The following is a 20824-nucleotide window of genomic DNA, read 5'->3' as shown; positions in this document are numbered from 1 at the left end:
CTGCTAGGTCCTCTCTCGGACCCCGCCGCCCGGCCCCGGAGCGTCCAGGCGGAGTCTGCGGAACTCCAGGGACTCGTACGGGCCCCGGACGCCGGTCTCGTACAGGACGCCGATCGTGCCGGGGGCGAGCTGGACCAGGTCGGAGTAGGCGGCCGGCTGGTCGGAGAGGGTGAGCAGCCTGCGGAAGGTGCGGCCGGCGTCCGTGCTCGCCCAGAGGGCCGGGGCGCGCCGTGCGGTCGGCACGGAGGGCGCGGAGAACAGCAGGGGCGCGCCCGGGCCGCGCGGCTGGAGGACGCTGCCCTGGACCACCGGGACGGCGTTCAGGGCGGGCTGGACGGCGTAGGGGCGGTCCAGGGTCCGGCCGCCGTCGCCGGAGTAGGTGTCGAGGCGGTTTCCGGGGGCGGTGCCGTTCTGGTCGCGTGAGCTGAAGTAGACGCGCCCGTCGGGCAGTTGGGCGGCACTGGTCTCGTTGGCGTTGGTCACGCCGTCGTGGTCCGCGTCCACGAACCCCAGGTGCCAGGTGCGGCCGGAGTCGTCGCTGTAGAGGGCGTGTCCGCCGTAGTACCTGGCCTCCTGGCCGGTGTCCGGGGAGCCGGCGGGCGGGGCCGCGGAGTGGTCGGCGGGGATCAGCAGGCGGCCGGCGTGGGGGCCGCGGGTGAGGGCCACGGCGTGACCGGGGCCGGTGGCGTACCAGCGCCAGCCGGGCCGGGTCACCCGGGCCGTGATGTCCCGGGGGGCGGTGAAACTGCGGCCGTCGTCCCGGCTGCGCTGCACGAAGACGCGGCGGCCCTGTTCCGGGGCGACCTCGCCGCGCATGATCCGCGCCTCCGTCACGGTCCCCGCGTTGGCGCAGGTGACCAGGACCACCGCGCCGGTGCGCGGGTCGACCACGGGCGCCGGGTTGCCCCGGGTGTGGCCCCGCCCGGCGGCCACCACGGTCAGCGGGCCCCAGGTGCAGCCGCCGTCGGCGGAGCGACGCAGGACGACGTCGATGTCACCGGTGTCTCCCGCGCCGTCGCGCCGGCCCTCGGCGAAGGCCAGGACGGTACCGTGCCGGGTCCCCACCACGGCCGGGATGCGGTAGACGGCGTACCCGCCCCGCCCGGACACGTACGGCACCGAGGAGGCGCAGTCGGCGGACGCCGCGTGGGCGGGCAGCCCGGCGGTGAGCGGGGCGAGGAGCGCCAGGCTGGTGAGGAGGGAACGGCTGCGCGGGGTCACGCCCTGATGCTCCCCACAATCACCGGGACGGCCTTACTCCGTCCGGGTGATCAGGACGGGTGGCCGGGACCGGTGGCCGGGACCGGGGGTCGTCGGGACGCGTGGCCGGGACGGGTGGTCAGGACGGGGTCCGGGCCGCGGCCAGCAGCCGGGTCACGTCGTCGGAGCAGATGGTGAGGGCCGCTCCGACGGTGGCGAGGGCGTCGCGTTCGGCGGGCGTGTAGGGGCCGTCGGCGAGGGCGATGCGGGCGGCCTGGAGCAGCAGGGACTCGCGTCCGGCCGGGGCCAGGTGCGGGGCGAGCGGGTCCAGGGACTCGTGCAGCTCTATGGTCAGCCCGGCCCCGCAGGGCTGCTCGAAGTACCGGCCGGTGTCGGCGGCGAGGGCGTCGACCAGGGCGGCCAGCTGGTCCTCGGTGCACTCGGCGAAGCCGGCCGCGCGGACCGTCGCGGCGGCCGTCTCCAGGGCCGTACGGGAAGAGGTGCCGCCCGCGGCGAGCACGGCGAGGGCGACGGTGTGCACGGCGTCACGGAGCATCACGGAGAACCGGCGGGTGGTGGGGTGGTCCAGCACCTCGGTGCCGAAGTGGTGCCCGCAGGCCGCGCACTCCACGACCGGTCCGGCCGTCCCGCGCGGCAGCACGGGCACGCCGAGCAGGGTGAGCCGGCGTCGTCCGGTGAGCCGCTGGTAGTTGCGGTCGCCGCCGCAGCCCGGGCAGAAGAACTCGCCGTCCCCCACGGGTGTCCATGCGGTGCGGGTGCCCAGGATGCGCGCAGCCCTGGCGGCACGGCCGTCTCGTCCCCGTACTGGCAGCACGTCGCACCTCCGTAACCGCACGGCAACATCGCCGCGCTGGCGTGATGTTAGCCACATCACCGAGGCGGAGTCAGTACCCCGTAAGAGACCTTTCTGTGACCTGGGGGGCGCGTTGGCCGGAAACAGGCGGTCCCCGCCCACCGGTGCACGGTGGGCGGGGACCTGTGGACGCCGGGCGGGGCAGCGTCCCGAAGGGGCGCGGGGAACGGCGCGACCAGCCACGACGGCGCCGCACCCGCCCGCCGGCCGACGCCCCCGGTCCGCTGCCGGCGAAGGGCTAGCGCGTAGCGCGGTTCACCGCGGAGACGACCGCCTTCAGCGACGCACGCGTCGTGTTGGCGTCGATGCCGATGCCCCACAGGACCTTGTCGCCGATCGCGCACTCGATGTACGAGGCGGCCTGCGCGGAGGCGCCCTCGCTCATCGTGTGCTCCTGGTAGTCCAGCAGGCGTACGTCGATGCCGATGGACTGGAGGGCGTCGAAGAAGGCCGAGATCGGACCGTTGCCGGAGCCGGTCAGGACCCGGTCCTCGCCGTCGACGGTGGCCTCGACGGTGAGGGTGTCCACACCGTCGGTGTCGGTGGTCGACTGGCCGGTCCTGACCTGGATGCGGCCCCACGGGTTCTCGGGGTTCGGCAGGTACTCGTCCTGGAAGACCGCCCAGATCTCCTTCGGCGTGATCTCTCCGCCCTCGGCGTCGGTCTTCGCCTGGATGATCTTCGAGAACTCGATCTGCATCCGGCGCGGCAGGTCGAGCTTGTGGTCGTTCTTCAGGACGTAGGAGATACCGCCCTTGCCGGACTGCGAGTTGACGCGGATGACGGCCTCGTAGGAGCGGCCGACGTCCTTCGGGTCGATCGGCAGGTACGGCACCGCCCATTCGAGGTCGTCCACGGTGACCCCGCGAGCCGCCGCGTCGGCCTCCATGGCGTCGAAGCCCTTCTTGATGGCGTCCTGGTGGGAGCCGGAGAAGGACGTGTAGACCAGGTCGCCCACGTACGGGTGGCGCGGGTGGACCTCCATCTGGTTGCAGTACTCCCACGTACGACGGATCTCGTCGATGTCGGAGAAGTCGATCTGCGGGTCGACGCCCTGGGAGAACAGGTTCATGCCCAGGGTGACCAGGTCGACGTTGCCGGTGCGCTCGCCCTGGCCGAACAGGCAGCCCTCGACGCGGTCGGCGCCGGCCATCAGGGCCAGCTCGGCGGCGGCCACGGCGGTGCCGCGGTCGTTGTGCGGGTGGACGGACAGGCAGACGTACTCGCGGCGGGAGAGGTTGCGGTGCATCCACTCGAAGCGGTCCGCGTGCGTGGACGGCGTCGAACGCTCAACGGTGGCGGGCAGGTTGAGGATGATCTCGCGGCCCGGACCCGGCTGGTAGACGTCCATCACCGCCTCGCAGACCTCCAGCGCGAAGTCCAGCTCGGTGTCGGTGAAGATCTCCGGGGAGTACTGGTAGCCGAACTCGGTCTCCGGGCCCAGCAGCTTCTCCGCGTACTCCATCACCAGGCGGGTGCCGTCGACGGCGATCTGCTTGATGTCGTCCTTGGAGCCGCGGAAGACGACCCGGCGGAAGACCGGGGCGGTGGCGTTGTACAGGTGGACGGTGGCCCGGCGCGCGCCCTTCAGGGACTCCACGGTCCGCTCGATCAGGTCCTCGCGGGCCTGGGTGAGGACGGAGATCGTCACGTCCTCGGGGATCGCGCCCTCCTCCTCGATGATCGAGCGCACGAAGTCGAAGTCGGTCTGGCCGGAGGCGGGGAAGCCGACCTCGATCTCCTTGTAGCCCATCGCGACCAGCTGGTCGAACATGCGCCGCTTGCGCTCGGGCGACATGGGGTCGATCAGGGCCTGGTTGCCGTCGCGCAGGTCGGTGGAGAGCCAGCGGGGGGCGGCGGTGATCCGCTTGTTCGGCCAGGTGCGGTCCGGGATGTCGACCTGCTCGTAGCGGCCGTACTTGTGGATCGGCATGGGGCTGGGCTGCTGGCGGTTGGCCATGATGGCGTGGGCTCCTCAGGATGTCCGGATATCCGAGTGGACGGCCGACGACGCAACGCCAAGCTCCGCGGGGAGGGAGTCGGCCTCGACTACAGGCCCTCGCCGCGGCAGCTAAGAAGAAGCAGCCAGAAACGCATGATGCTCCGCAGCCTAGCCGAGCCGTTCCGGGTGCGCGGGCCTGTCCCAGTATGCGGGACCGCGCGGCAAAAGGGGACAAAAGGTGCGCCGTACCACATCGCTCTACCACACCGTCACGATCTGTTGCGTGCAGTGTCCTGGTATTTCACCAATCATGGTGGCAGGTAGTGACAGTAACGTCACACAGTGCAATGGTGCGGACATGACGACCAACGGGGGCTTCCAGCCCGTCTTCTGCACGATCGTGCCGCCGCACGTCCTCGACCGGCTCGCCCGCAACGAGGACCCCGCGCTCTCCGGCCCGGCCCGCCGGTCCCTGGAGCACGACGCCTACCAGCGCACCAAGCGCCGCCTGACCACGGTGATCGGTGCCGCCATCGCCGCCCCGCCCGCGGGCGCCGCCGCCGACAAGCCGCACCGCACCGTCTACGACGCCGACCACACCCAGGACCTGCCCGGCGCCAAGGTCCGCGAGGAGGGCTCCGAGCCCGGCTCCGACGCCACGGTCAACCGCGCCTACGCGGGCCTCGGCGCCACCTTCGAGCTCTACCTCAAGGTCTACGGCCGGCACTCCATCGACGACGGCGGGATGCCGCTCGACGCCACCGTGCACTTCGGCGAGAACTACGACAACGCCTTCTGGAACGGCGAGCAGATGGTGTTCGGCGACGGCGACAACGAGATCTTCCTCGACTTCACCATCCCGGTCGACGTCATCGGGCACGAACTGACCCACGGCGTCACCCAGCACACCGCGAACCTGGAGTACTACGGCCAGTCGGGCGCCCTGAACGAGTCGGTCTCGGACGTCTTCGGCTCGCTGATCAAGCAGTACACCCTCGGCCAGACCGCCGCCGAGGCCGACTGGCTGATCGGCGCGGGGCTCCTCGCGCCGCGCGTCACCGGCACCGCCCTGCGCTCGATGAAGGCCCCGGGCACCGCGTACGACGACGACGTCCTCGGCAAGGACCCGCAGCCGGCGAAGATGGAGGACTACGTCCGCACCGGCCGCGACAACGGCGGCGTGCACATCAACTCCGGCATCCCCAACCACGCCTTCTACCTGGCCGCCACCGCCCTCGGCGGCTACGCCTGGGAGAAGGCCGGGCAGATCTGGTACGACGTGCTGACCGGCGGCGAGCTGAAGGACGACGCCCTCTTCGCCGACTTCGCCACGCTGACGGTGAAGGCGGCCCGGGAGCGGTACGGCGCCGGGGACGAACTCCAGGCCGTGCAGAAGGCGTGGGAACAGGTCGGGGTGCGGACGCTGTAGTTCCGTACTACACAGAGACCCATGCGTATTCGAGTGCGGCGCACGGGCGGTTTCGCGGGCATCGAGCGCCGGGCCGAGGTGGACACCTCGGGCCGGCCCGACGCCGACGAGTGGCGGTCCCTGGCCGAACGCGCCCTCGCGTCCGGCCGGGACACCCCTCCGGCGGGCGTCCCGGACGGCTTCAGGTACGAGATCACGGTGGACGGCCGCACGGTGTACGCGGCGGACCCCCGGCTGACCGAGGCACAGCGGGAGCTGGTCTCCCGGGTGCTGAAGGAGGGCGCGTAACGGCCGCTCTGCGCACGGGCGTTGACTTCCGTTACCGCCGGTACGGATGATCCGGCCATGGCGACTGACGCAGGCACGGCGATGCCCCGGTTCCCGCCCGGCTTCCTGTGGGGCGTGTCGACCTCCGCCCACCAGATCGAGGGCGCGGCCGAGGAGCGGGAGCCGTCCGTCTGGGACGTGTTCACGGCCGGGCCGGGGCGGGTGAAGGACGGCTCGACGGCGGCGGTGGCCTGCGACCACTACCACCGCTACCGCCAGGACGTGGCCCTCCTCGCCGGTCTCGGCGTGAACGCCTACCGCTTCTCGGTCTCCTGGCCCCGGGTGAACTCCCCCGGCGGCGCGGACTTCTACGACCGCCTGGTGGACGAGCTGTGCGCGGCCGGCGTGCGGCCGGTCCCGACCCTCTTCCACTGGGACCTGCCGGCGGACCTGGACTGGCTGGACCGGGACACGGCGGCCCGGTTCGCCGACCACGTGTCGGTGGTGGCGGACCGGCTCGGCGACCGGGTGCGGACGTGGATCACCCTCAACGAGCCCGCCGAACACACCCTCCTGGGGCACGCGATCGGCGCCCATGCCCCCGGCCGGCGACTGCTCTTCGACGCCCTCCCGGTCGCCCACCACCAACTCCTCGCCCACGGCCTCGCGGTACGGGCCCTGCGCGCGGCCGGCGCCGCGGACATCGGCATCGCCAACTCCCACGGCCCGACCTGGCCCGCCTCCCGGGAACCGGCGGACCTGGAGGCGGCCGGCTTCTACGACCTGCTGCTCAACCGGCTGTTCGCCGAGCCGGTCATCCTGGGCGCCTACCCCGAGGGCATGGGCGAGCTGATGCCGGGGGACGTCGAGGCCGACCTCAAGGTGATCGCCGAGCCGGTCGACTGGTACGGCGTCAACTACTACGCCCCGACGCGGGTGGGCGCCCCGCAGGGCACCGACACCGAGTTCGGCGGGCTGACGGTGCCGGCCGGACTCCCCTTCTCCGTGCGGGAGATCGAGGGCCGGCCGGTGACCGACTTCGGCTGGCCGGTCGTACCGGAAGGGCTGACGGAACTGCTCACCGGGTTCCGTGAGCGCTACGGCGACCGGCTCCCGCCCGTCGTCATCACCGAGAACGGCTGCTCCTACGAGGGCGTCGACGACCAGGACCGCATCGCCTACCTGGACGCCCACGTCCGGGCCCTGCACCGGGCGATCGAGGCCGGCGTCGACGTGCGCGGCTATTTCGTGTGGTCCCTCATGGACAACTTCGAGTGGGCCGAGGGCTACGCCCGCCGGTTCGGCCTGGTGCACGTGGACTTCGAGACGCTGGAGCGCACGCCCAAGGCCTCCTACCACTGGTTCCGGGAGCTGCTGCGGGCCCAGCGCCCGTCCTCATAGGGCTCCGGCGTCCCGCGCGGCCCACAGGGTCGGGAAGTAGGGCCGGTAGCCCAGCTCGCGACGGATGCGGTCGGTGGAGGCGATGCCGTACCAGGGGTCGGGGTCGGGTCCGTCCGCCGGCGGTTCCGCGCCGAGGAGCTGGTGGATCTCCAGCACGGTGACCGGGGCGTCGTCGGCGATGTTGTAGACGCGGCCGTCGGCGCCGGGGGCGTGCAGCAGGCGCAGCAGGCCCTGGGCGGTGTCGGCGACGTGCACCAGGTGCTGCCGCTTGGTGGCCGGCTGGGTCGCGGTCCAGCGGGTGATGCCCGGCAGGTGCGGGTCGCCCTCGCCGTAGACGAAGCCGAGGCGGCCGATCCGGACGTCCAGCCCGTCCAGCGCCAGCAGCCCCCGCTCGGCCTCCAGCTTGGACTCCGGGTACGTCATCCACATCGGGCCGCCGGGCACGGTGGGGTCGTCCTCGACGTGCGGCCGGCCGCGGCCGGTGCCGTACACCAGGATGGTGCTGGCCTGGACGAACCGCCGTACCCCACAGGCGACGGCCGCCCGGCCCAGCTCGATCGCGGCGTCCCGGTTGACGGCCCGTATCTCCTCGTCCGGCACGCCCCGGAAGGAGGCCGCGATGTTCACGACGGCGTCCGCTCCGGTGAGCGCCTTGCCGAGGACGTCGGTGTCGCGCAGGTCGCCGACGACGACCTCGGCGCCGCGCTCGGCGAGGGCGGCGGCGCGGGTCTCGTCGCGGACGATCACCCGCACCCGTTCGCCGGGCCGGGCCTGGGCGAGCAGGCGGGGGACGAAGCCGCGGCCCACCTGTCCGGTGGCGCCGGTGACCAGGGTCAGCATGGCGGTACTCCTTCTCGATCGTGTCTCGTTCGGTGCGCCCAGCCTCGGCGGCGGGCGGCGCCGACGAAAGAGACCTCCTGATCGGGGGATCGACAGTCCCTGGATAAGCCGGCCGGTCTGCCGCAGCCTGGAGGGGTGAACCGAGCCGAACTCGCCGACTTCCTGCGCCGTGGCCGCGCCCGACTGGAACCGTCCGACGTGGGCCTGGCGCCCGGCGCCCGCCGCCGCACGCCCGGGCTGCGCCGGGAGGAGGTGGCGGCGCTGGCCGGGATGTCGGTCGACTACTACACGCGTCTGGAGCAGTCCCGGGGCCCGCGTCCGTCCCGGCAGATGCTCACGGCGCTGGCGCGGGCGCTGCGGCTGACCGACGACGCACGCGACCACCTCTTCCACCTGGTGGGCGAGGAGCCGCCGCGCCGGGACGTGGCCTCGGCCCATGTCCGGCCGGGGCTGCTGCTGGTCCTGGACCGGCTGTACGACTCACCGGCGCAGGTGGTCACGGACCTCGGCACGGTGCTGGCGCAGAACGCGCTGGCCAAGGCGCTGGTCGGGGACATGCTCGCCGGCCCGCCGCCCGAGCGGAATCTCACCCGCCGCTTCTTCCTCGACCCCACGGCTCGCGCGCTCTTCCCGCCGGAGGACCTCCCGGCACACGCCCGGGACCACGTGGCCGCCCTCCGGGCGGTGGCCGCGGCCCGCCCCGACGACCCGGAAGCGACGGCCCTGGTGGCCGAACTGCGCGCGCGGAGCGAGGAGTTCGCCCAACTCTGGGAGGAGCACGAGGTGTCCCTGCGCCGCCCGGGCACGAAGCGCTTCCTGCACCCGGTGGTGGGCCTGCTGGAACTGGACTGCGAGGTCCTGCTGAGCCACCACAGCCACCATCACCTCATCATCCACACGGCCCGCCCCGGCACCGAGTCCCGCGAGAGGCTGGAGCTGCTGCGGGTGGTGGGCACGCAGGACATGACCCCGACGGAGGCCGTCGGCTAGAAACCCAGCCTGCGCAGCTGCTTGGGGTCCCGCTGCCAGTCCTTGGCCACCTTGACGTGCAGGTCCAGGAAGACGGGCGTTCCCAGCAGCGCCTCGATGTGCTTGCGGGACTTGATGCCGACCTCCTTCAGGCGCTTGCCCTTGGGGCCGATGATGATGCCCTTCTGACTGGGGCGCTCGATGTAGACGTTGGCGTGGATGTCCAGCAGCGGACGGTCGGCGGGCCGGTCCTCGCGCGGCAGCATCTCCTCGACGACGACCGCGATGGAGTGCGGCAGCTCGTCCCGGACGCCCTCCAGCGCGGCCTCCCGGATCAGCTCGGCCACCATCACCTGCTCGGGCTCGTCCGTCAGGTCGCCCTCGGGGTACAGGGCGGGCCCCTCCGGCAGCAGCGGGACCAGGAGGTCGGCCAGGAGGTCCACCTGCTTGGACCCGACCGCCGACACCGGCACGATCTCCGCCCACTCGATGCCGAGCTCCTTGCCGAGCTGGTCGATGGCGATGAGCTGCTCGGCGAGGGCCTTGGAGTCGACGAGGTCGGTCTTCGTCACGATGGCGACCTTCGGGGTCTTCCTGATCCCCGCCAGTTCCTTCGCGATGAACCGGTCGCCCGGACCGATCTTCTGGTCGGCCGGCAGGCAGAAGCCGATCACGTCGACCTCGGCCCAGGTGGTGCGGACCACGTCGTTGAGGCGTTCGCCGAGCAGCGTGCGCGGCTTGTGCAGGCCGGGGGTGTCGACCAGGATGAGCTGGGCGTCGGGCCGGTGCACGATGCCGCGGACCGTGTGCCGGGTGGTCTGGGGCCGGTTGGAGGTGATCGCCACCTTCTGCCCGACCAGAGCGTTCGTGAGGGTGGACTTGCCCGCGTTGGGGCGGCCCACGAAGCAGGCGAAGCCGGCGCGGTGGACGGTCTCGGCCGGCTGCTCGGAAGTCTGGGTACGCACGCTCATGCCGCCCATTCTCCCTGATCCACAGAGCGGCGCCGCACCACGGCCGCCGCGCACCCCGGACGGTGAGCTCCCGGAAACCCGCACGCAACGAAACGTCACGGAAACACACCCGTACGCGACCGGAAACGCACACCGGTGACCCTCTGACGCAGCCCCCACCCGTTGGAGACGCCCGTGACCTTCGCCGCAGCCCGTGTGAGCACCGGGGACACCGCCTGGCTGCTCGCCGCGACCGCCCTCGTCCTGCTCATGACGCCCGGCCTGGCCCTGTTCTACGGCGGCATGGTCCGCACGAAGAGCGTCCTCAACATGCTGATGATGAGCTTCGTGTCGATCGCCCTGGTCACGGTGGTGTGGCTGGCGGCCGGCTACTCCCTCGCCTTCGGGGACGACGTCGGCGGCGGACTGATCGGCGGTCTGCACCAGGCCGGGATGCGCGGGCTCGGTCCGGACAGCGTGCACGGCACGGTCCCGGCCGTCCTGTTCGCCACCTTCCAGCTCACCTTCGCGATCGTCACGGCCGCCCTGATCAGCGGCGCGGTCGCCGACCGCACGAAGTTCTCGGCGTGGCTGGTCTTCGTACCGCTGTGGACGCTGCTGGTATACGTTCCGGTCACCCACTGGGTGTGGGGCCCCGGTGGCTGGATCCTCGACAAGCTGGGCGCCCTGGACTTCGCGGGCGGTCTGCCCGTCGAGATCACCTCCGGCGCCTCCGGACTGGCGCTGTGCCTCGTCCTCGGCCCCCGGCTGGGCTTCAAGAAGGACGCCATGCGCCCGCACAACCTGCCCATGGTCGTCCTCGGCGCCGGTCTGCTCTGGTTCGGCTGGTTCGGCTTCAACGCCGGCTCCGCGCTCGGCGCGAACGGCCTGGCCGCCGCCGCGTTCCTCAACACACTCTCCGCAGGCTGCACCGGCCTGCTCGGCTGGCTCTTCGTCGAGCAGCGGCGCGACGGCCACCCGACCACCCTGGGCGCCGCCTCCGGCGCGGTGGCCGGCCTAGTCGCCATCACCCCGTCCTGCGGCACGGTGTCCCTGCTCGGCGCCCTGGTCGTGGGCCTCGCCGCCGGTGTGGTCTGCTCCTACGCGGTGAGCTGGAAGTTCAGGCTGAACTACGACGACTCCCTGGACGTCGTCGGCGTCCACCTGGTCGGCGGCGTCATCGGCACCCTGATGATCGGCCTGTTCGCCGAGAAGGCGATGACCGGCGGGGCGGAGGGCCTGTTCCACGGCGGGGGGCTCGCCCCGCTCGGCAAGCAGTTCCTCGCCGTGGTCGTCGTCGCGGTGTACGCCTTCTCGGTGACGTACGGCCTGGGCAAGCTGCTCGACAAGACGCTGGGCCTGCGGGCGAGCGAGGAGCAGGAGCACACCGGCCTCGACCTCACGGTGCACGCCGAGACCGCATACGATCACGGCGTCCTGGGCCACGGCGCCCCGGTCAGCTCGTCCGTCCTCTCCTCCTCCTCCCAGAAGGTCAAGCCCCAGGCATGAAGCTCATCACCGCGATCGTCAAGCCGTACCGGCTGGACGAGGTCAAGACCGCCTTGCAGGAGCTGGGGGTGCACGGGCTGACCGTGACCGAGGCGAGCGGCTACGGCCGCCAGCGCGGCCACACCGAGGTGTACCGGGGGGCCGAGTACCGCGTCGACCTGGTACCGAAGGTGCGCATCGAGGTCGTGGTGGAGGACGCCGCCGCCGACGACGTCATCGACGCGATCGTCAGGGCCGCGCGGACGGGGAAGATCGGGGACGGGAAGGTGTGGGCCGTTCCCGTGGAGACGGTCGTCCGGGTGCGGACCGGCGAGCGCGGGCCCGACGCGCTCTGACCAGCAGCGCCCCGGTCAGCACACCCGGCAGCAGCTCGGCGGGCACCCGGGCCGACCGCCGGTCGAGCAGCGTACGGCCGAACATCCCGCGCGCCTTCAGCTCCACCCTGGGGCCGAGGGTGACGTTCCCGAGAGGCCTCGGCAGGCGGGTGCGGGCACGCTGCGCGGGGGTGCGGATCTGACGGCCCGTCGGATGGTACGGGCCCGGAGGGGGTCAGCCGGCGGAGACGGTGACCCGCACGGTGCCGTCGGGGGAGGCCAGCAGCACCGGCGTCCCGGCCCCGCCCAGGTCGGCGACCGCGGCCAGGTCCTCCGCCGGCACGGCCTCCGCCTCGCTCACCACGGCCGCCGCCTCCAGGGACGCGGCCCCCGACGCCACGGCCATGGCGACCGCCGTCCGCAGGGCGCTCAGCTTCAGCGAGGGCAGCCCCACCGACCCGGCGACGTACGTCCGCCCGGTGTCGTCCCGCACGGCCGCCCCCTCGGGCACACCGTTGCGGGCCCGCGCGGAACGGGCCAGGGTGACGATCTTGCGGTCCTCGGGATCAAGCGCGTTGCTCTCGGTCATGCCCCGAGCATACGAAGCCCGGACGGCCCGCCCGGCACGGGTGCGCTCACGGGCGGTCGAGCCGCAGCCGCTCGGCCCGGGGCAGACCGGCCACCACCAGGTCGTACGAGTCCTCGACCAGCTCCCGGACCAGCCGGTCCGGGAGCCCCGCGTCGACCGTCACGGTGTTCCAGTGCCGTTTGTTCATGTGCCAGCCGGGGACGATCAGCCCCTCGTGCTCGCCGCGCAGCCGGATCGCGTCCTCCGGGTCGCACTTGAGGTTGACCGTGAGGGGCCGCGCGTCCAGGTGGGTCAGGGCGAACATCCGGCCCAGCACCTTGAAGACCGAGATCTCCGGGCTGAACGGGAAGTCCTCCACCGCCGCGTTGAAGGACAGGCAGAAGGCGCGCAGCTCCCCGGGCGTCACTCGGCCGCCTCCTCCTCGACGACGGGCACGGGCACGGGCTCCACCAGCACCGTCACGATCTTGTTCCGGCGGCCGGCCGCGGCCTCCGCCGTCAGCCGCAGGCTGCGCCCGTCGGGCAGTTCGACCCCGGCGGAGGCCCCGGCGATGGGCACCCGGCCGAGCGCCTTGGCGAGCAGCCCGCCGACGGTCTCCACGTCCTCGTCGTCGTACTCCTCCAGGCCGTACAGCTCGCCGAGGTCGGTGATGTCCAGGCGGGCGGTGACCCGGAAGCGGTCGTCGCCGAGGTCCTCCACGGGCGGGATTTCCCGGTCGTACTCGTCGGTGATCTCGCCGACGATCTCCTCCAGGATGTCCTCGATGGTGACGATCCCGGCGGTGCCGCCGTACTCGTCGATGACGACGGCGACGTGGTTGCGTTCCTTCTGCATCTCGCGCAGCAGGTCGCCGGCGTTCTTGGTGTCGGGCACGAACACGGCCGGGCGCATCGCCGTGGACACCAGGTCGCCCTCCGCGTCCCGGCTGATGTGCGTCTTGCGGACCAGGTCCTTCAGGTACACGATCCCGACGATGTCGTCCTCGCTCTCGCCGGTGACCGGGATGCGGGAGAAACCGGAGCGCAGCGCGAGGGTGAGGGCCTGCCGGATGGTCTTGAAGCGCTCGATGGTGACCAGGTCGGTCCGCGGCACCATGACCTCGCGCACCAGCGTGTCGCCCAGTTCGAAGACCGAGTGCACCATCCGGCGCTCGTCGTCCTCGATCAGCGACTCCTTCTCGGCGAGGTCGACCAGCGCGCGCAGCTCCGCCTCGGAGGCGAAGGGCCCGCGCCGAAAGCCCTTGCCGGGCGTGAGCGCGTTGCCGATGAGGATCAGCAGGGAGGGGATGGGGCCCATGATCCGGGCCAGCGGCAGCAGCACGTAGGCCGCCGCGGTCGCCGTGTTGACCGGGTGCTGGCGGCCGATCGTGCGCGGGGACACCCCCACGGCGACGTACGACACGAGGACCATCACCCCGATGGCGACCAGCAGCGCCTGCCAGGTGGCGGCGAACTCCTGGAGGCAGGCGTACGTCACCAGGGCTGCGGCGGCCATCTCGCAGGCCACGCGGACCAGCAGGGCCACGTTCAGATAGCGGGTGGGGTCGGCGGCGACCTGGGCGAGCCGGGCGCTGCCCCGCCGGCCGGACTTCACGGCCTCCTCGGCGCGGAAGCTGGAGACGCGGGCGAGGCCCGCCTCCGCGCAGGCGGCGAGCCAGGCGACGACGACCAGCGCGACCGCGCCGATCACGATCTGCGGAGACATACGGCCCGCTTACGAGACGGTCGGCGCCGGGGACGGCCCGGTCAGACCGCGCTCGGCCCGCCATCCGTCCACGATGGCGGCCTGGAGCCCGAACATCTCCGCCTTCTCGTCGGGCTCCTCGTGGTCGTACCCGAGCAGGTGCAGCACACCATGGACGGTGAGCAACTGGAGCTCCTCGTCCATGGAGTGCCGCGTCGGGGCTTCCGCCCCCTGCTTCGCGGCGACCTCCGGGCACAGCACGATGTCGCCGAGCAGCCCCTGCGGCGGCTCGTCGTCGTCCTTGGACGGCGGGCGCAGCTCGTCCATCGGGAACGACATGACATCGGTGGGGCCCGGCAGGTCCATCCACTGGATGTGCAGCTGCTCCATGGCGTCGGCGTCCACGACGATCACCGAGAGCTCGGAGAGCGGGTGGATGCGCATCCGCGCGAGCGCGTAGCGGGCGACGTCGAGGATCGCCTGCTCGTCTACCTCGGTGCCGGACTCGTTGTTGACGTCGATCGACATGGTCGTGCTGGTCTACTTCCCCTTGGTGCCCTTGGCGCCGGACTTGCCACGGACGCCCTTGGGGGCGCCGTTCTCGGTGCCGTACTTGCTGTCGTACTTCTCGTACGCGTCGACGATACGGCCCACCAGCTTGTGCCGTACGACATCGTGCGAGGACAGCCGGGAGAAGTGGACGTCCTCGACGCCCTCCAGGATCTCCTGCACCTGCCTGAGGCCCGACTTCTGCCCGTTCGGCAGGTCGACCTGCGTCACGTCACCCGTGATCACGATCTTCGAGTCGAAGCCGAGGCGGGTGAGGAACATCTTCATCTGCTCGGGGCTCGTGTTCTGGGCCTCGTCCAGGATGATGAAGGCGTCGTTGAGCGTGCGACCGCGCATGTAGGCGAGCGGCGCGACCTCGATCGTCCCGGCCGCCATCAGCCGCGGGATCGAGTCCGGGTCGATCATGTCGTGCAGCGCGTCGTACAGCGGGCGCAGGTACGGGTCGATCTTCTCGTAGAGCGTGCCGGGCAGGAAGCCGAGCCGCTCGCCCGCCTCCACCGCCGGACGGGTCAGGATGATCCGGTTGACCTGCTTGGACTGGAGGGCCTGCACGGCCTTGGCCATGGCCAGGTAGGTCTTGCCGGTACCGGCGGGGCCGATGCCGAAGACGATCGTGTGCTTGTCGATCGCGTCGACGTACCGCTTCTGGTTGAGGGTCTTCGGGCGGATCGTACGGCCGCGCGAGGACAGGATGTTCTGCGTCAGTACCTCGGCCGGGGTCTCCAGGCCGTCGCTCGTCCCTGCCTCGCTCGCCTTCAGCATGGCGATCGAGCGTTCCACTGCGTCCTCCGTCATCGGCTGCCCGGTGCGGAGCACCAGCATCATCTCTTCGAACACGCGCGAGATGAGGGCGACGTCGACCGGGTCGCCGACCGCGCTGATCTCATTGCCCCGGACGTGGATGTCGGCCGCCGGGAAGGCCTTCTCGATCACGCGCAGGAGGGAGTCGCCGGAACCCAGCACGGTCACCATGGGGTGCTGGGCGGGGACGGTGAACTGCGCTCTCGCCTGCTCCTGCGCGGGGGTGTGAGCTGTGGGTGTCTGTGTCATGGGCCGGCTCTTAAGGCCTGCGCTTCCTCCTCGTCACGGCCGCGTAGCTGAGGGCGGCCTCGCACTGTCCAGGGTACGACGGGGGGCTGACAACACCGTAGGGCTTTTCATACGACCGTTCCCGACGGGGTCCGGAAGGCGGAGCCCCTGGTGCGTCAGCCGGACCGGCGGAACCCGATGGTCGGCACGGCCCGCCGCAGCGGCCACGGCCGGTCCAGTTCCTCCGGCACCAGGCCCTCAAGGAACTCGTAGCGCCGAAGCGCCGCGGGCGACTGCCCCGGCAGGGACTGCACGCGCCGCCACCACGCCCCGATCTCCGACCATCCCGGCGCCGACAGCGACCCCCCGAACTCCTGCACCGACAGCGCGGCCGTGAGCCCGGCGAAGGCCAGCCGGTCGGCCAGCGGCCACCCCGCCAGGGACCCGGTCACGAACCCGGCGACGAACACGTCCCCCGCCCCGGTCGGATCCAGCGCCTCCACCTCGATCGCCGGCACCTCCGCCGTCTCCCCGGTCCGCCGGTCCACCGCGTAGGCGCCGTCGGAGCCCAGCGTGACCACGGCGACCGGCACGTACTCGGTCAGGGCGTGCGCGGCGAGCCGCGGACAGTCGGTGCCGGTGTACCGCTTGGCCTCCTCCGCGTTGGGCAGGAAGGCCTCGCAGTGCTCCAGGTCGGCCAGCCCGGACAGGTCCCACGCGCCCGTCTCGTCCCAGCCGACGTCGGCGAAGATGCGGGTGCCCGCGCGGGCGGCCTGCGCGATCCAGGGCGCGCTGCGGCCGGGCGTGAGGGAGGCGACGGCGGCCCGCGCCCGGGGCGGCGGGGCGGTGGCGCCCTCCTGGAGGAGCAGGGCCTGCGCCGGCGGCTCGTGCCCGTGCGAGACCATGGTCCGCTCGCCCTCGTAGGCCATGGAGACGGTCACCGGCGAGTGCCAGCCGGGCACGGTCCGCGAGGCGGACAGGTCGATGCCCTCGCCCCGCTCCAGCGCGTCCCAGCAGTACTCGCCGTAGTGGTCGTCGCCGAAGGCCGCCGCGAGGGAGGTCCGCAGGCCGAGCCGGGCCAGGGCGGCGGCCATGTTGGCGACCCCGCCGGGGCTGGAGCCCATGCCCCGGGCCCAGGACTCGGTGCCGCGCACCGGCGCCGACTCCAGGCCGGTGAAGACGATGTCGAGGAAGACCGTGCCGGTGAGGTGGACGTCCCAGGGCGGGTCACCGGGGGCGCGCAGCGCGGCCAGCGGATCGACCTGGATCTGGCAGCGCGCTGCCTGGGTGAGGTGTTCCGGTTCCTCTCCGGTGAAGGTGTGCGACGGCGTCACGGTGCGCTCCCTGGCGTGGTGCGGTTCTGGCCAGTGTGCACCACGTCACGCACCGGGATGCCGTGCGGCACCGGGTCACCAGCGGGGCATCGCCGGTGTCCGCCAGTCCGGTTCGGCCGTGCGCATCGCCGCCGCGTCGTCGCGGTCGCGCAGCGAGCCGTCGTCCTCGGCCCACCGCCGGTGCAGCCGGGCCAGTTCGTCCCGGTCCAGTTCGACACCGAGGCCCGGCGCGTCGGACACCGCGACCCGGCCGCCGTCGAAGGCGATCCGTTCGGTGAGGACGTCCTCGGACTGCCACGGGTAGTGGGAGTCGCAGGCGTGGTGCAGGTTGGGGACCGTGGCCGCCACCTGGGTCATCGCGGCGAGGCTGATGCCGAGATGGGTGTTGGAGTGCATGGACACCCCGACCCCGAAGGCCGCGCAGATCGCGGCGAGGTGCTGGGTGTTGCGCAGCCCGCCCCAGTAGTGGTGGTCGGAGAGGACGACCTGCACGGCACCCTTCGTGAACGCCTCCTCGATCTCGCCGAAGGTGGTGACGCACATGTTGGTGGCGAGCGGAACCTCCGTGCCGGCGGCCACCCGCGCCATGGCGGGTGTGCCGAGCGTCGGGTCCTCCAGGTACTCCAGCACGTCGCCGAGTTCCTGCGCGACCTTCAGCGAAGTCTCCACCGACCAGGCGCCGTTGGGGTCGAGCCGCAGCGGGTGTCCGGGGAAGGCCGCGGCCAGGGCGCGGACGGCGGCGATCTCCTCGTCGGGCGGGAACACCCCGCCCTTGAGCTTGAACGAGCCGAAGCCGTACCGCTCCCGGAGCCGGCGCGCCTGTTCCACCACACCGGCCGGGTCGAGCGCGGCACCCCACGCGTCCGGCTCGGCGGGGACCCCCGCGGGGTGCCGGTCCCACTTGTAGAAGAGGTAGGCGCTGTACTCGACCGCGTCCCGCACCTTGCCGCCGAGCAGCGCGTGCACGGGCAGGCCGAGCGCCTTGCCCTGGGCGTCGAGGCAGGCGACCTCGAAGGCGGACAGCACGGACAGCCGCAGTTTGTCGGCGGTCTGCACCCCGCGCAGCCCGCCCGCGTCCGCCTGGCCCTCGATCCGGGAGGCGTCCACGGCGAGATCGATCCCGAACAGGCCGTTCACGTCCATGACCGACCGTCCGGGGAGCCGGTCGGCCAGCGGCCGGGCCAGCTCCAGGTACTTGGTGTCGCCGTAGGTCTCGCCGAGCCCGGTGGTCCCGTCGGCGGTGACGATCTCCACGATCAGCCGGGGGGTGTACGGCTGGTGCACGCCCTGGGTGTTGAGCAGCGGCGGGTCGGCGACCAGGATCGGCGTCAGCCGCACCTCGGCGATGGTCAGGTCACGGGTCACGGGCGGGCTCCTACGGGGTCGGATCCGGCGGCGAGGGGGTCTTCAGGCCGGCGAGGCCGGTGGGCGAGTAGTCGACCATCTCCTCTTGTGAATGACATCCACATATGAGAACAGAGGCTAGATTCTCCTACCCTCGTGCACCACCCCCAAACGCAACCGTGGTCCGGATCACACCCACCGGGCTTCTTCCGGAAACCGCGTGCTTGATACAACTTGCTCGCGCGTTCCTGTCCGTCGACGGCCGCAGCCCATCCCCCTTCTTCCGAGCCGCACTTCTCGCCTGCCCTGGGAACGCCCGTGTCCGCCCCCCGCACCCTGCCCTGGCCCCTCGTCGCCCTGTTCGCGGCCGGGTACCTCGCCCCCTACCTGCTGCCCACCACCGTCGGCAGACTCGACAGCGGACTCCCGCTCACCGCGACCCAGGCGGGGGCCATCGGCAGTGCCCTGCTGCTGAGTTCGGCGACCGCCGGCTTCCTGCTGGCCTCCCGGGTCGACCGGACCGGCCCCCGCGTCCTCGCCCGCGCCGGCCTCGCGCTCGCCGCCCTCGGCTACGGCGGCGCCGCCCTCACCGGCGCCGTACCGGCCGTCGTCGCGGGCGCGGTCGTCGGCGGCCTCGGCTCCGGCACGGTCACGGCGGTGGCCGCGAGCGGCATCGCCGGGCAGCGCGACCCGCACCGGGTCAGCACCCTCGGCCTGCTCGGCGTCTCCGCCCTCGCGGGCGCCCTGTACCTGACGATCCCTCACCTCGGCCCCGGCCACGGCCTCCCGCTCGCCGCCCTCGCGCTGACCGCGCTCGCCGTCTGGCCGCTCACCGGCCGCCTGTCCGGTCGTACCGCCCCGGCCCGCACGGCCGTCGGGTACGACCGCCTCCCCCACCCGCGCGCCGGCCTGCTGCTGGCCGCCGCGATGCCCTGCTGGTCCCTCGCCCAGAACGCCCTGTGGGGCGTCAGCGGCCGGATCGGACTCGACCAGGCCCACCTCACCGAGGTCACCGTCGGCGCGGTCTTCGCGGTCGCGCTCGGCGCCGGGCTCCTCGGCGTGGTGGGCGCGGGCGCGCTCGGCCCACGGCTGGGCCGGGCCCTGCCCATCGGCGCCGGCAGCGCCCTCATCGCGGGGTGCGTCGCGCTCAGCGCGGCGGCCACGGACCTGCCCGCGTTCGCGGCGGGCGAGATCGCCTGGAACCTGCTCTACCCGGTCGTGCTGTCCTACGTCATCGCCCTGGCCGCGTCCCTGGACCCGCGGGGCCGCTGGACGGTCCTGGTCGGCTCGGCGTCCTCGCTGGGCACGGCGGCGGGGCCGCTCGTGGGCAGTGTGCTGGCGGCCGGGGCGGGCTTCCCGGCGATGGGGCGGGTGCTCGGTGCCGGACTGCTGCTGATCGCCGTGCCGATGACGGCGGTGGCGCTGCGGACGGGCAGGCGCCCCCTGCCGGTCACCGAAATCCCGGTCGTCGAAGTCCCGGTCACCGGAGTCCCGGTCACCGAGATCCCGGTCGTCGAAGTCCCGGTGGAGACGCCCGCTGTGCCCGCTCAGGGTGCCTACGAGACGGCGTCCCCGAACTCGTACGCGTCGACCTCGGCCAGATAGCGGGCCCTGCGCTCCTCGTCGTCCTCCAGGAAGGAGGCGAGGAACGAGTTGCGGGCCAGCTCGCGCAGCCGGTCCCGCGACAGCCCCAGGGCCTCGTGCACGGCCGCGACGTTGTCGCCCGCGTACCCGCCGAAGTACGCGGGGTCGTCGGAGTTGACCGTGCACAGCAGGCCCGCGTCGAGCATGGCGGGCAGGGGATGGTCGGCGAGGGTGTCGACGGTCCGGAGCCGGACGTTGGACAGCGGGCACAGCGTGAGCGGGATCCGCTCCCGCACCAGCCGCTCGACCAGCGCGGGGTCCTCCATGCAGCGCAGGCCGTGGTCGACGCGCTCCACGCCGAGCACGTCCAGCGCCTCGGTGATGTACTCCGGCGGCCCCTCCTCGCCGGCGTGCGCGACCCGGCGCAGCCCGAGCACGGCGGCGGCCTCGTACACCTCCCGGAACTTCACCGGAGGGTGCCCGACCTCGGCGGAGTCCAGGCCGACCCCGGTGATCCGGTCCAGGTACGGCTTCGCGGCCTCCAAGGTGGCCAGCGCCGACTCGGCGGACTCGTCCCGCAGGAAGCACATGATCAGCTTGGTGGAGACGCCGTGGTCCGCCTCGCTGCTGCCGAGCGCCCGCCACAGCCCCTCCACGACCGTGCCCATGGCCACGCCCCGGGCCAGGTGGGCCTGCGGGTCGAAGAAGATCTCCGCGTGCCGGACGCCCTGCGCGGCGGCCCGCGCGAGGTAGGCGTTCGCCAGGTCGGCGAAGTCCTGCTCGGTGCGCAGGACGGCCATCAGCTCGTAGTAGAGGTCCAGGAACGACTGGAGGTCCTCGAACCGGTAGGCCTCGCGGAGGGCGTCGGTGTCCGTGTACGGGAGGGTCACGCCGTTGCGGGCGGCCAGCTCGAAGGCCAGCTCGGGCTCCAGCGTGCCTTCGATGTGGAGGTGCAGTTCTGCTTTCGGGAGGGGCATCAAAGCATCGTACGGGTGT

The 20824-nt window shown here is 72.4% G+C and carries 20 protein-coding genes; 7 read left to right on the top strand and 13 right to left on the bottom strand.

Annotation, left to right across the window (positions count from 1 at the left end; translation table 11 throughout):
* Positions 1-3: 3 nt before the first annotated feature.
* From AQJ11_RS02345 to leuA, 3 genes are all read right to left on the bottom strand, one after another.
* On the bottom strand, positions 4-1221 hold the full coding sequence (locus AQJ11_RS02345) for a sialidase family protein (protein WP_059261630.1): 1218 nt from the start codon (positions 1219-1221) through the stop codon (positions 4-6).
* Between the two features lie 118 nt (positions 1222-1339).
* Entirely contained in the window at positions 1340-2035 is a 696-nt protein-coding gene (locus AQJ11_RS02340; protein WP_041665159.1) for a tellurite resistance TerB family protein, read from the bottom strand.
* 277 nt (positions 2036-2312) lie between these two features.
* A complete protein-coding gene (leuA, locus tag AQJ11_RS02335) occupies positions 2313-4034 on the bottom strand; it encodes a 2-isopropylmalate synthase (protein ID WP_014672620.1) in 1722 nt (573 codons plus the stop codon).
* A 340-nt stretch (positions 4035-4374) separates the two neighbouring features.
* Here leuA and AQJ11_RS02330 point away from each other — a divergent pair, with 340 nt between their 5' ends.
* From AQJ11_RS02330 to AQJ11_RS02320, 3 genes are read left to right on the top strand one after another with little or no spacing between them, the layout of a single operon-like run.
* Entirely contained in the window at positions 4375-5445 is a 1071-nt protein-coding gene (locus AQJ11_RS02330; protein ID WP_059261629.1) for a M4 family metallopeptidase, read from the top strand.
* A gap of 21 nt (positions 5446-5466) precedes the next feature.
* Positions 5467-5733 (top strand): protealysin inhibitor emfourin, encoded by a 267-nt coding sequence (locus AQJ11_RS02325; RefSeq protein WP_041665160.1) that lies wholly within the window; start codon positions 5467-5469, stop codon positions 5731-5733.
* A gap of 57 nt (positions 5734-5790) precedes the next feature.
* Entirely contained in the window at positions 5791-7113 is a 1323-nt protein-coding gene (locus AQJ11_RS02320) for a GH1 family beta-glucosidase (RefSeq protein ID WP_079082192.1), read from the top strand.
* On the opposite strand, the gene AQJ11_RS02315 is transcribed toward AQJ11_RS02320, so the two are convergent.
* Positions 7108-7953, bottom strand: a complete 846-nt coding sequence (locus AQJ11_RS02315; RefSeq protein ID WP_014672625.1) for an NAD-dependent epimerase/dehydratase family protein — start codon at positions 7951-7953, stop codon at positions 7108-7110. The genes AQJ11_RS02320 and AQJ11_RS02315 overlap by 6 nt on opposite strands.
* A gap of 135 nt (positions 7954-8088) precedes the next feature.
* On the opposite strand from AQJ11_RS02315, the gene AQJ11_RS02310 reads away from it, so the two are divergent.
* Positions 8089-8943 (top strand): helix-turn-helix transcriptional regulator, encoded by an 855-nt coding sequence (locus AQJ11_RS02310; RefSeq protein WP_059261628.1) that lies wholly within the window; start codon positions 8089-8091, stop codon positions 8941-8943.
* Here AQJ11_RS02310 and era read toward each other — a convergent pair.
* Positions 8940-9893, bottom strand: coding sequence for a GTPase Era (gene era / locus AQJ11_RS02305; RefSeq protein WP_014672627.1), 954 nt, complete (start codon positions 9891-9893; stop codon positions 8940-8942). The genes AQJ11_RS02310 and era overlap by 4 nt on opposite strands.
* Positions 9894-10067: 174 nt before the next feature.
* On the opposite strand from era, the gene AQJ11_RS02300 reads away from it, so the two are divergent.
* Both AQJ11_RS02300 and AQJ11_RS02295 read left to right on the top strand, forming a co-directional pair.
* Complete coding sequence (locus AQJ11_RS02300) at positions 10068-11381, top strand: ammonium transporter (protein WP_059261627.1); 1314 nt, start codon at positions 10068-10070, stop codon at positions 11379-11381.
* Positions 11378-11716: a P-II family nitrogen regulator gene (locus AQJ11_RS02295; protein WP_014672629.1), complete on the top strand. Its 339-nt coding sequence runs from the start codon at positions 11378-11380 to the stop codon at positions 11714-11716. The genes AQJ11_RS02300 and AQJ11_RS02295 overlap by 4 nt, the downstream gene beginning before the upstream one ends.
* Positions 11717-11930: 214 nt before the next feature.
* Here AQJ11_RS02295 and AQJ11_RS02290 read toward each other — a convergent pair whose 3' ends face one another.
* The 7 genes from AQJ11_RS02290 to AQJ11_RS02260 all read right to left on the bottom strand — a co-directional run bounded on the left by AQJ11_RS02290 (position 11931) and on the right by AQJ11_RS02260 (position 18265).
* Positions 11931-12284: a cytidine deaminase gene (locus AQJ11_RS02290; RefSeq protein ID WP_014672630.1), complete on the bottom strand. Its 354-nt coding sequence runs from the start codon at positions 12282-12284 to the stop codon at positions 11931-11933.
* Positions 12285-12330: 46 nt separating this feature from the next.
* Positions 12331-12690, bottom strand: a complete 360-nt coding sequence (locus AQJ11_RS02285) for an MmcQ/YjbR family DNA-binding protein (protein WP_014672631.1) — start codon at positions 12688-12690, stop codon at positions 12331-12333.
* A complete protein-coding gene (locus AQJ11_RS02280; protein ID WP_059261626.1) occupies positions 12687-13988 on the bottom strand; it encodes a hemolysin family protein in 1302 nt (433 codons plus the stop codon). The genes AQJ11_RS02285 and AQJ11_RS02280 overlap by 4 nt, the downstream gene beginning before the upstream one ends.
* 9 nt (positions 13989-13997) lie before the next feature.
* Positions 13998-14495 (bottom strand): rRNA maturation RNase YbeY, encoded by a 498-nt coding sequence (gene ybeY, locus AQJ11_RS02275; protein ID WP_014672633.1) that lies wholly within the window; start codon positions 14493-14495, stop codon positions 13998-14000.
* 12 nt (positions 14496-14507) lie between these two features.
* Complete coding sequence (locus AQJ11_RS02270) at positions 14508-15587, bottom strand: PhoH family protein (RefSeq protein WP_051009688.1); 1080 nt, start codon at positions 15585-15587, stop codon at positions 14508-14510.
* Between the two features lie 155 nt (positions 15588-15742).
* Positions 15743-16900, bottom strand: coding sequence for a carbohydrate kinase family protein (locus tag AQJ11_RS02265; RefSeq protein WP_014672636.1), 1158 nt, complete (start codon positions 16898-16900; stop codon positions 15743-15745).
* Between the two features lie 75 nt (positions 16901-16975).
* Positions 16976-18265: a glucarate dehydratase family protein gene (locus tag AQJ11_RS02260; protein WP_014672637.1), complete on the bottom strand. Its 1290-nt coding sequence runs from the start codon at positions 18263-18265 to the stop codon at positions 16976-16978.
* A 297-nt stretch (positions 18266-18562) separates the two neighbouring features.
* Here AQJ11_RS02260 and AQJ11_RS02255 point away from each other — a divergent pair, with 297 nt between their 5' ends.
* Positions 18563-19849, top strand: coding sequence for an MFS transporter (locus AQJ11_RS02255; RefSeq protein ID WP_059261625.1), 1287 nt, complete (start codon positions 18563-18565; stop codon positions 19847-19849).
* Here AQJ11_RS02255 and AQJ11_RS02250 read toward each other — a convergent pair.
* The gene (locus AQJ11_RS02250) at positions 19801-20805 is read right to left on the bottom strand and encodes an adenosine deaminase (protein WP_059261624.1); all 1005 of its coding nucleotides are present in this window, start codon (positions 20803-20805) and stop codon (positions 19801-19803) included. The genes AQJ11_RS02255 and AQJ11_RS02250 overlap by 49 nt on opposite strands.
* Positions 20806-20824 lie beyond the last annotated feature (19 nt).

Source organism: Streptomyces corchorusii (genome assembly GCF_001514055.1).
Classification (GTDB): Bacteria; Actinomycetota; Actinomycetes; order Streptomycetales; family Streptomycetaceae; genus Streptomyces; species Streptomyces olivaceoviridis.
The sequence above is the reverse complement of the archived record's forward strand: the minus strand, read 5'-3'. Positions and strand labels throughout refer to the sequence as shown.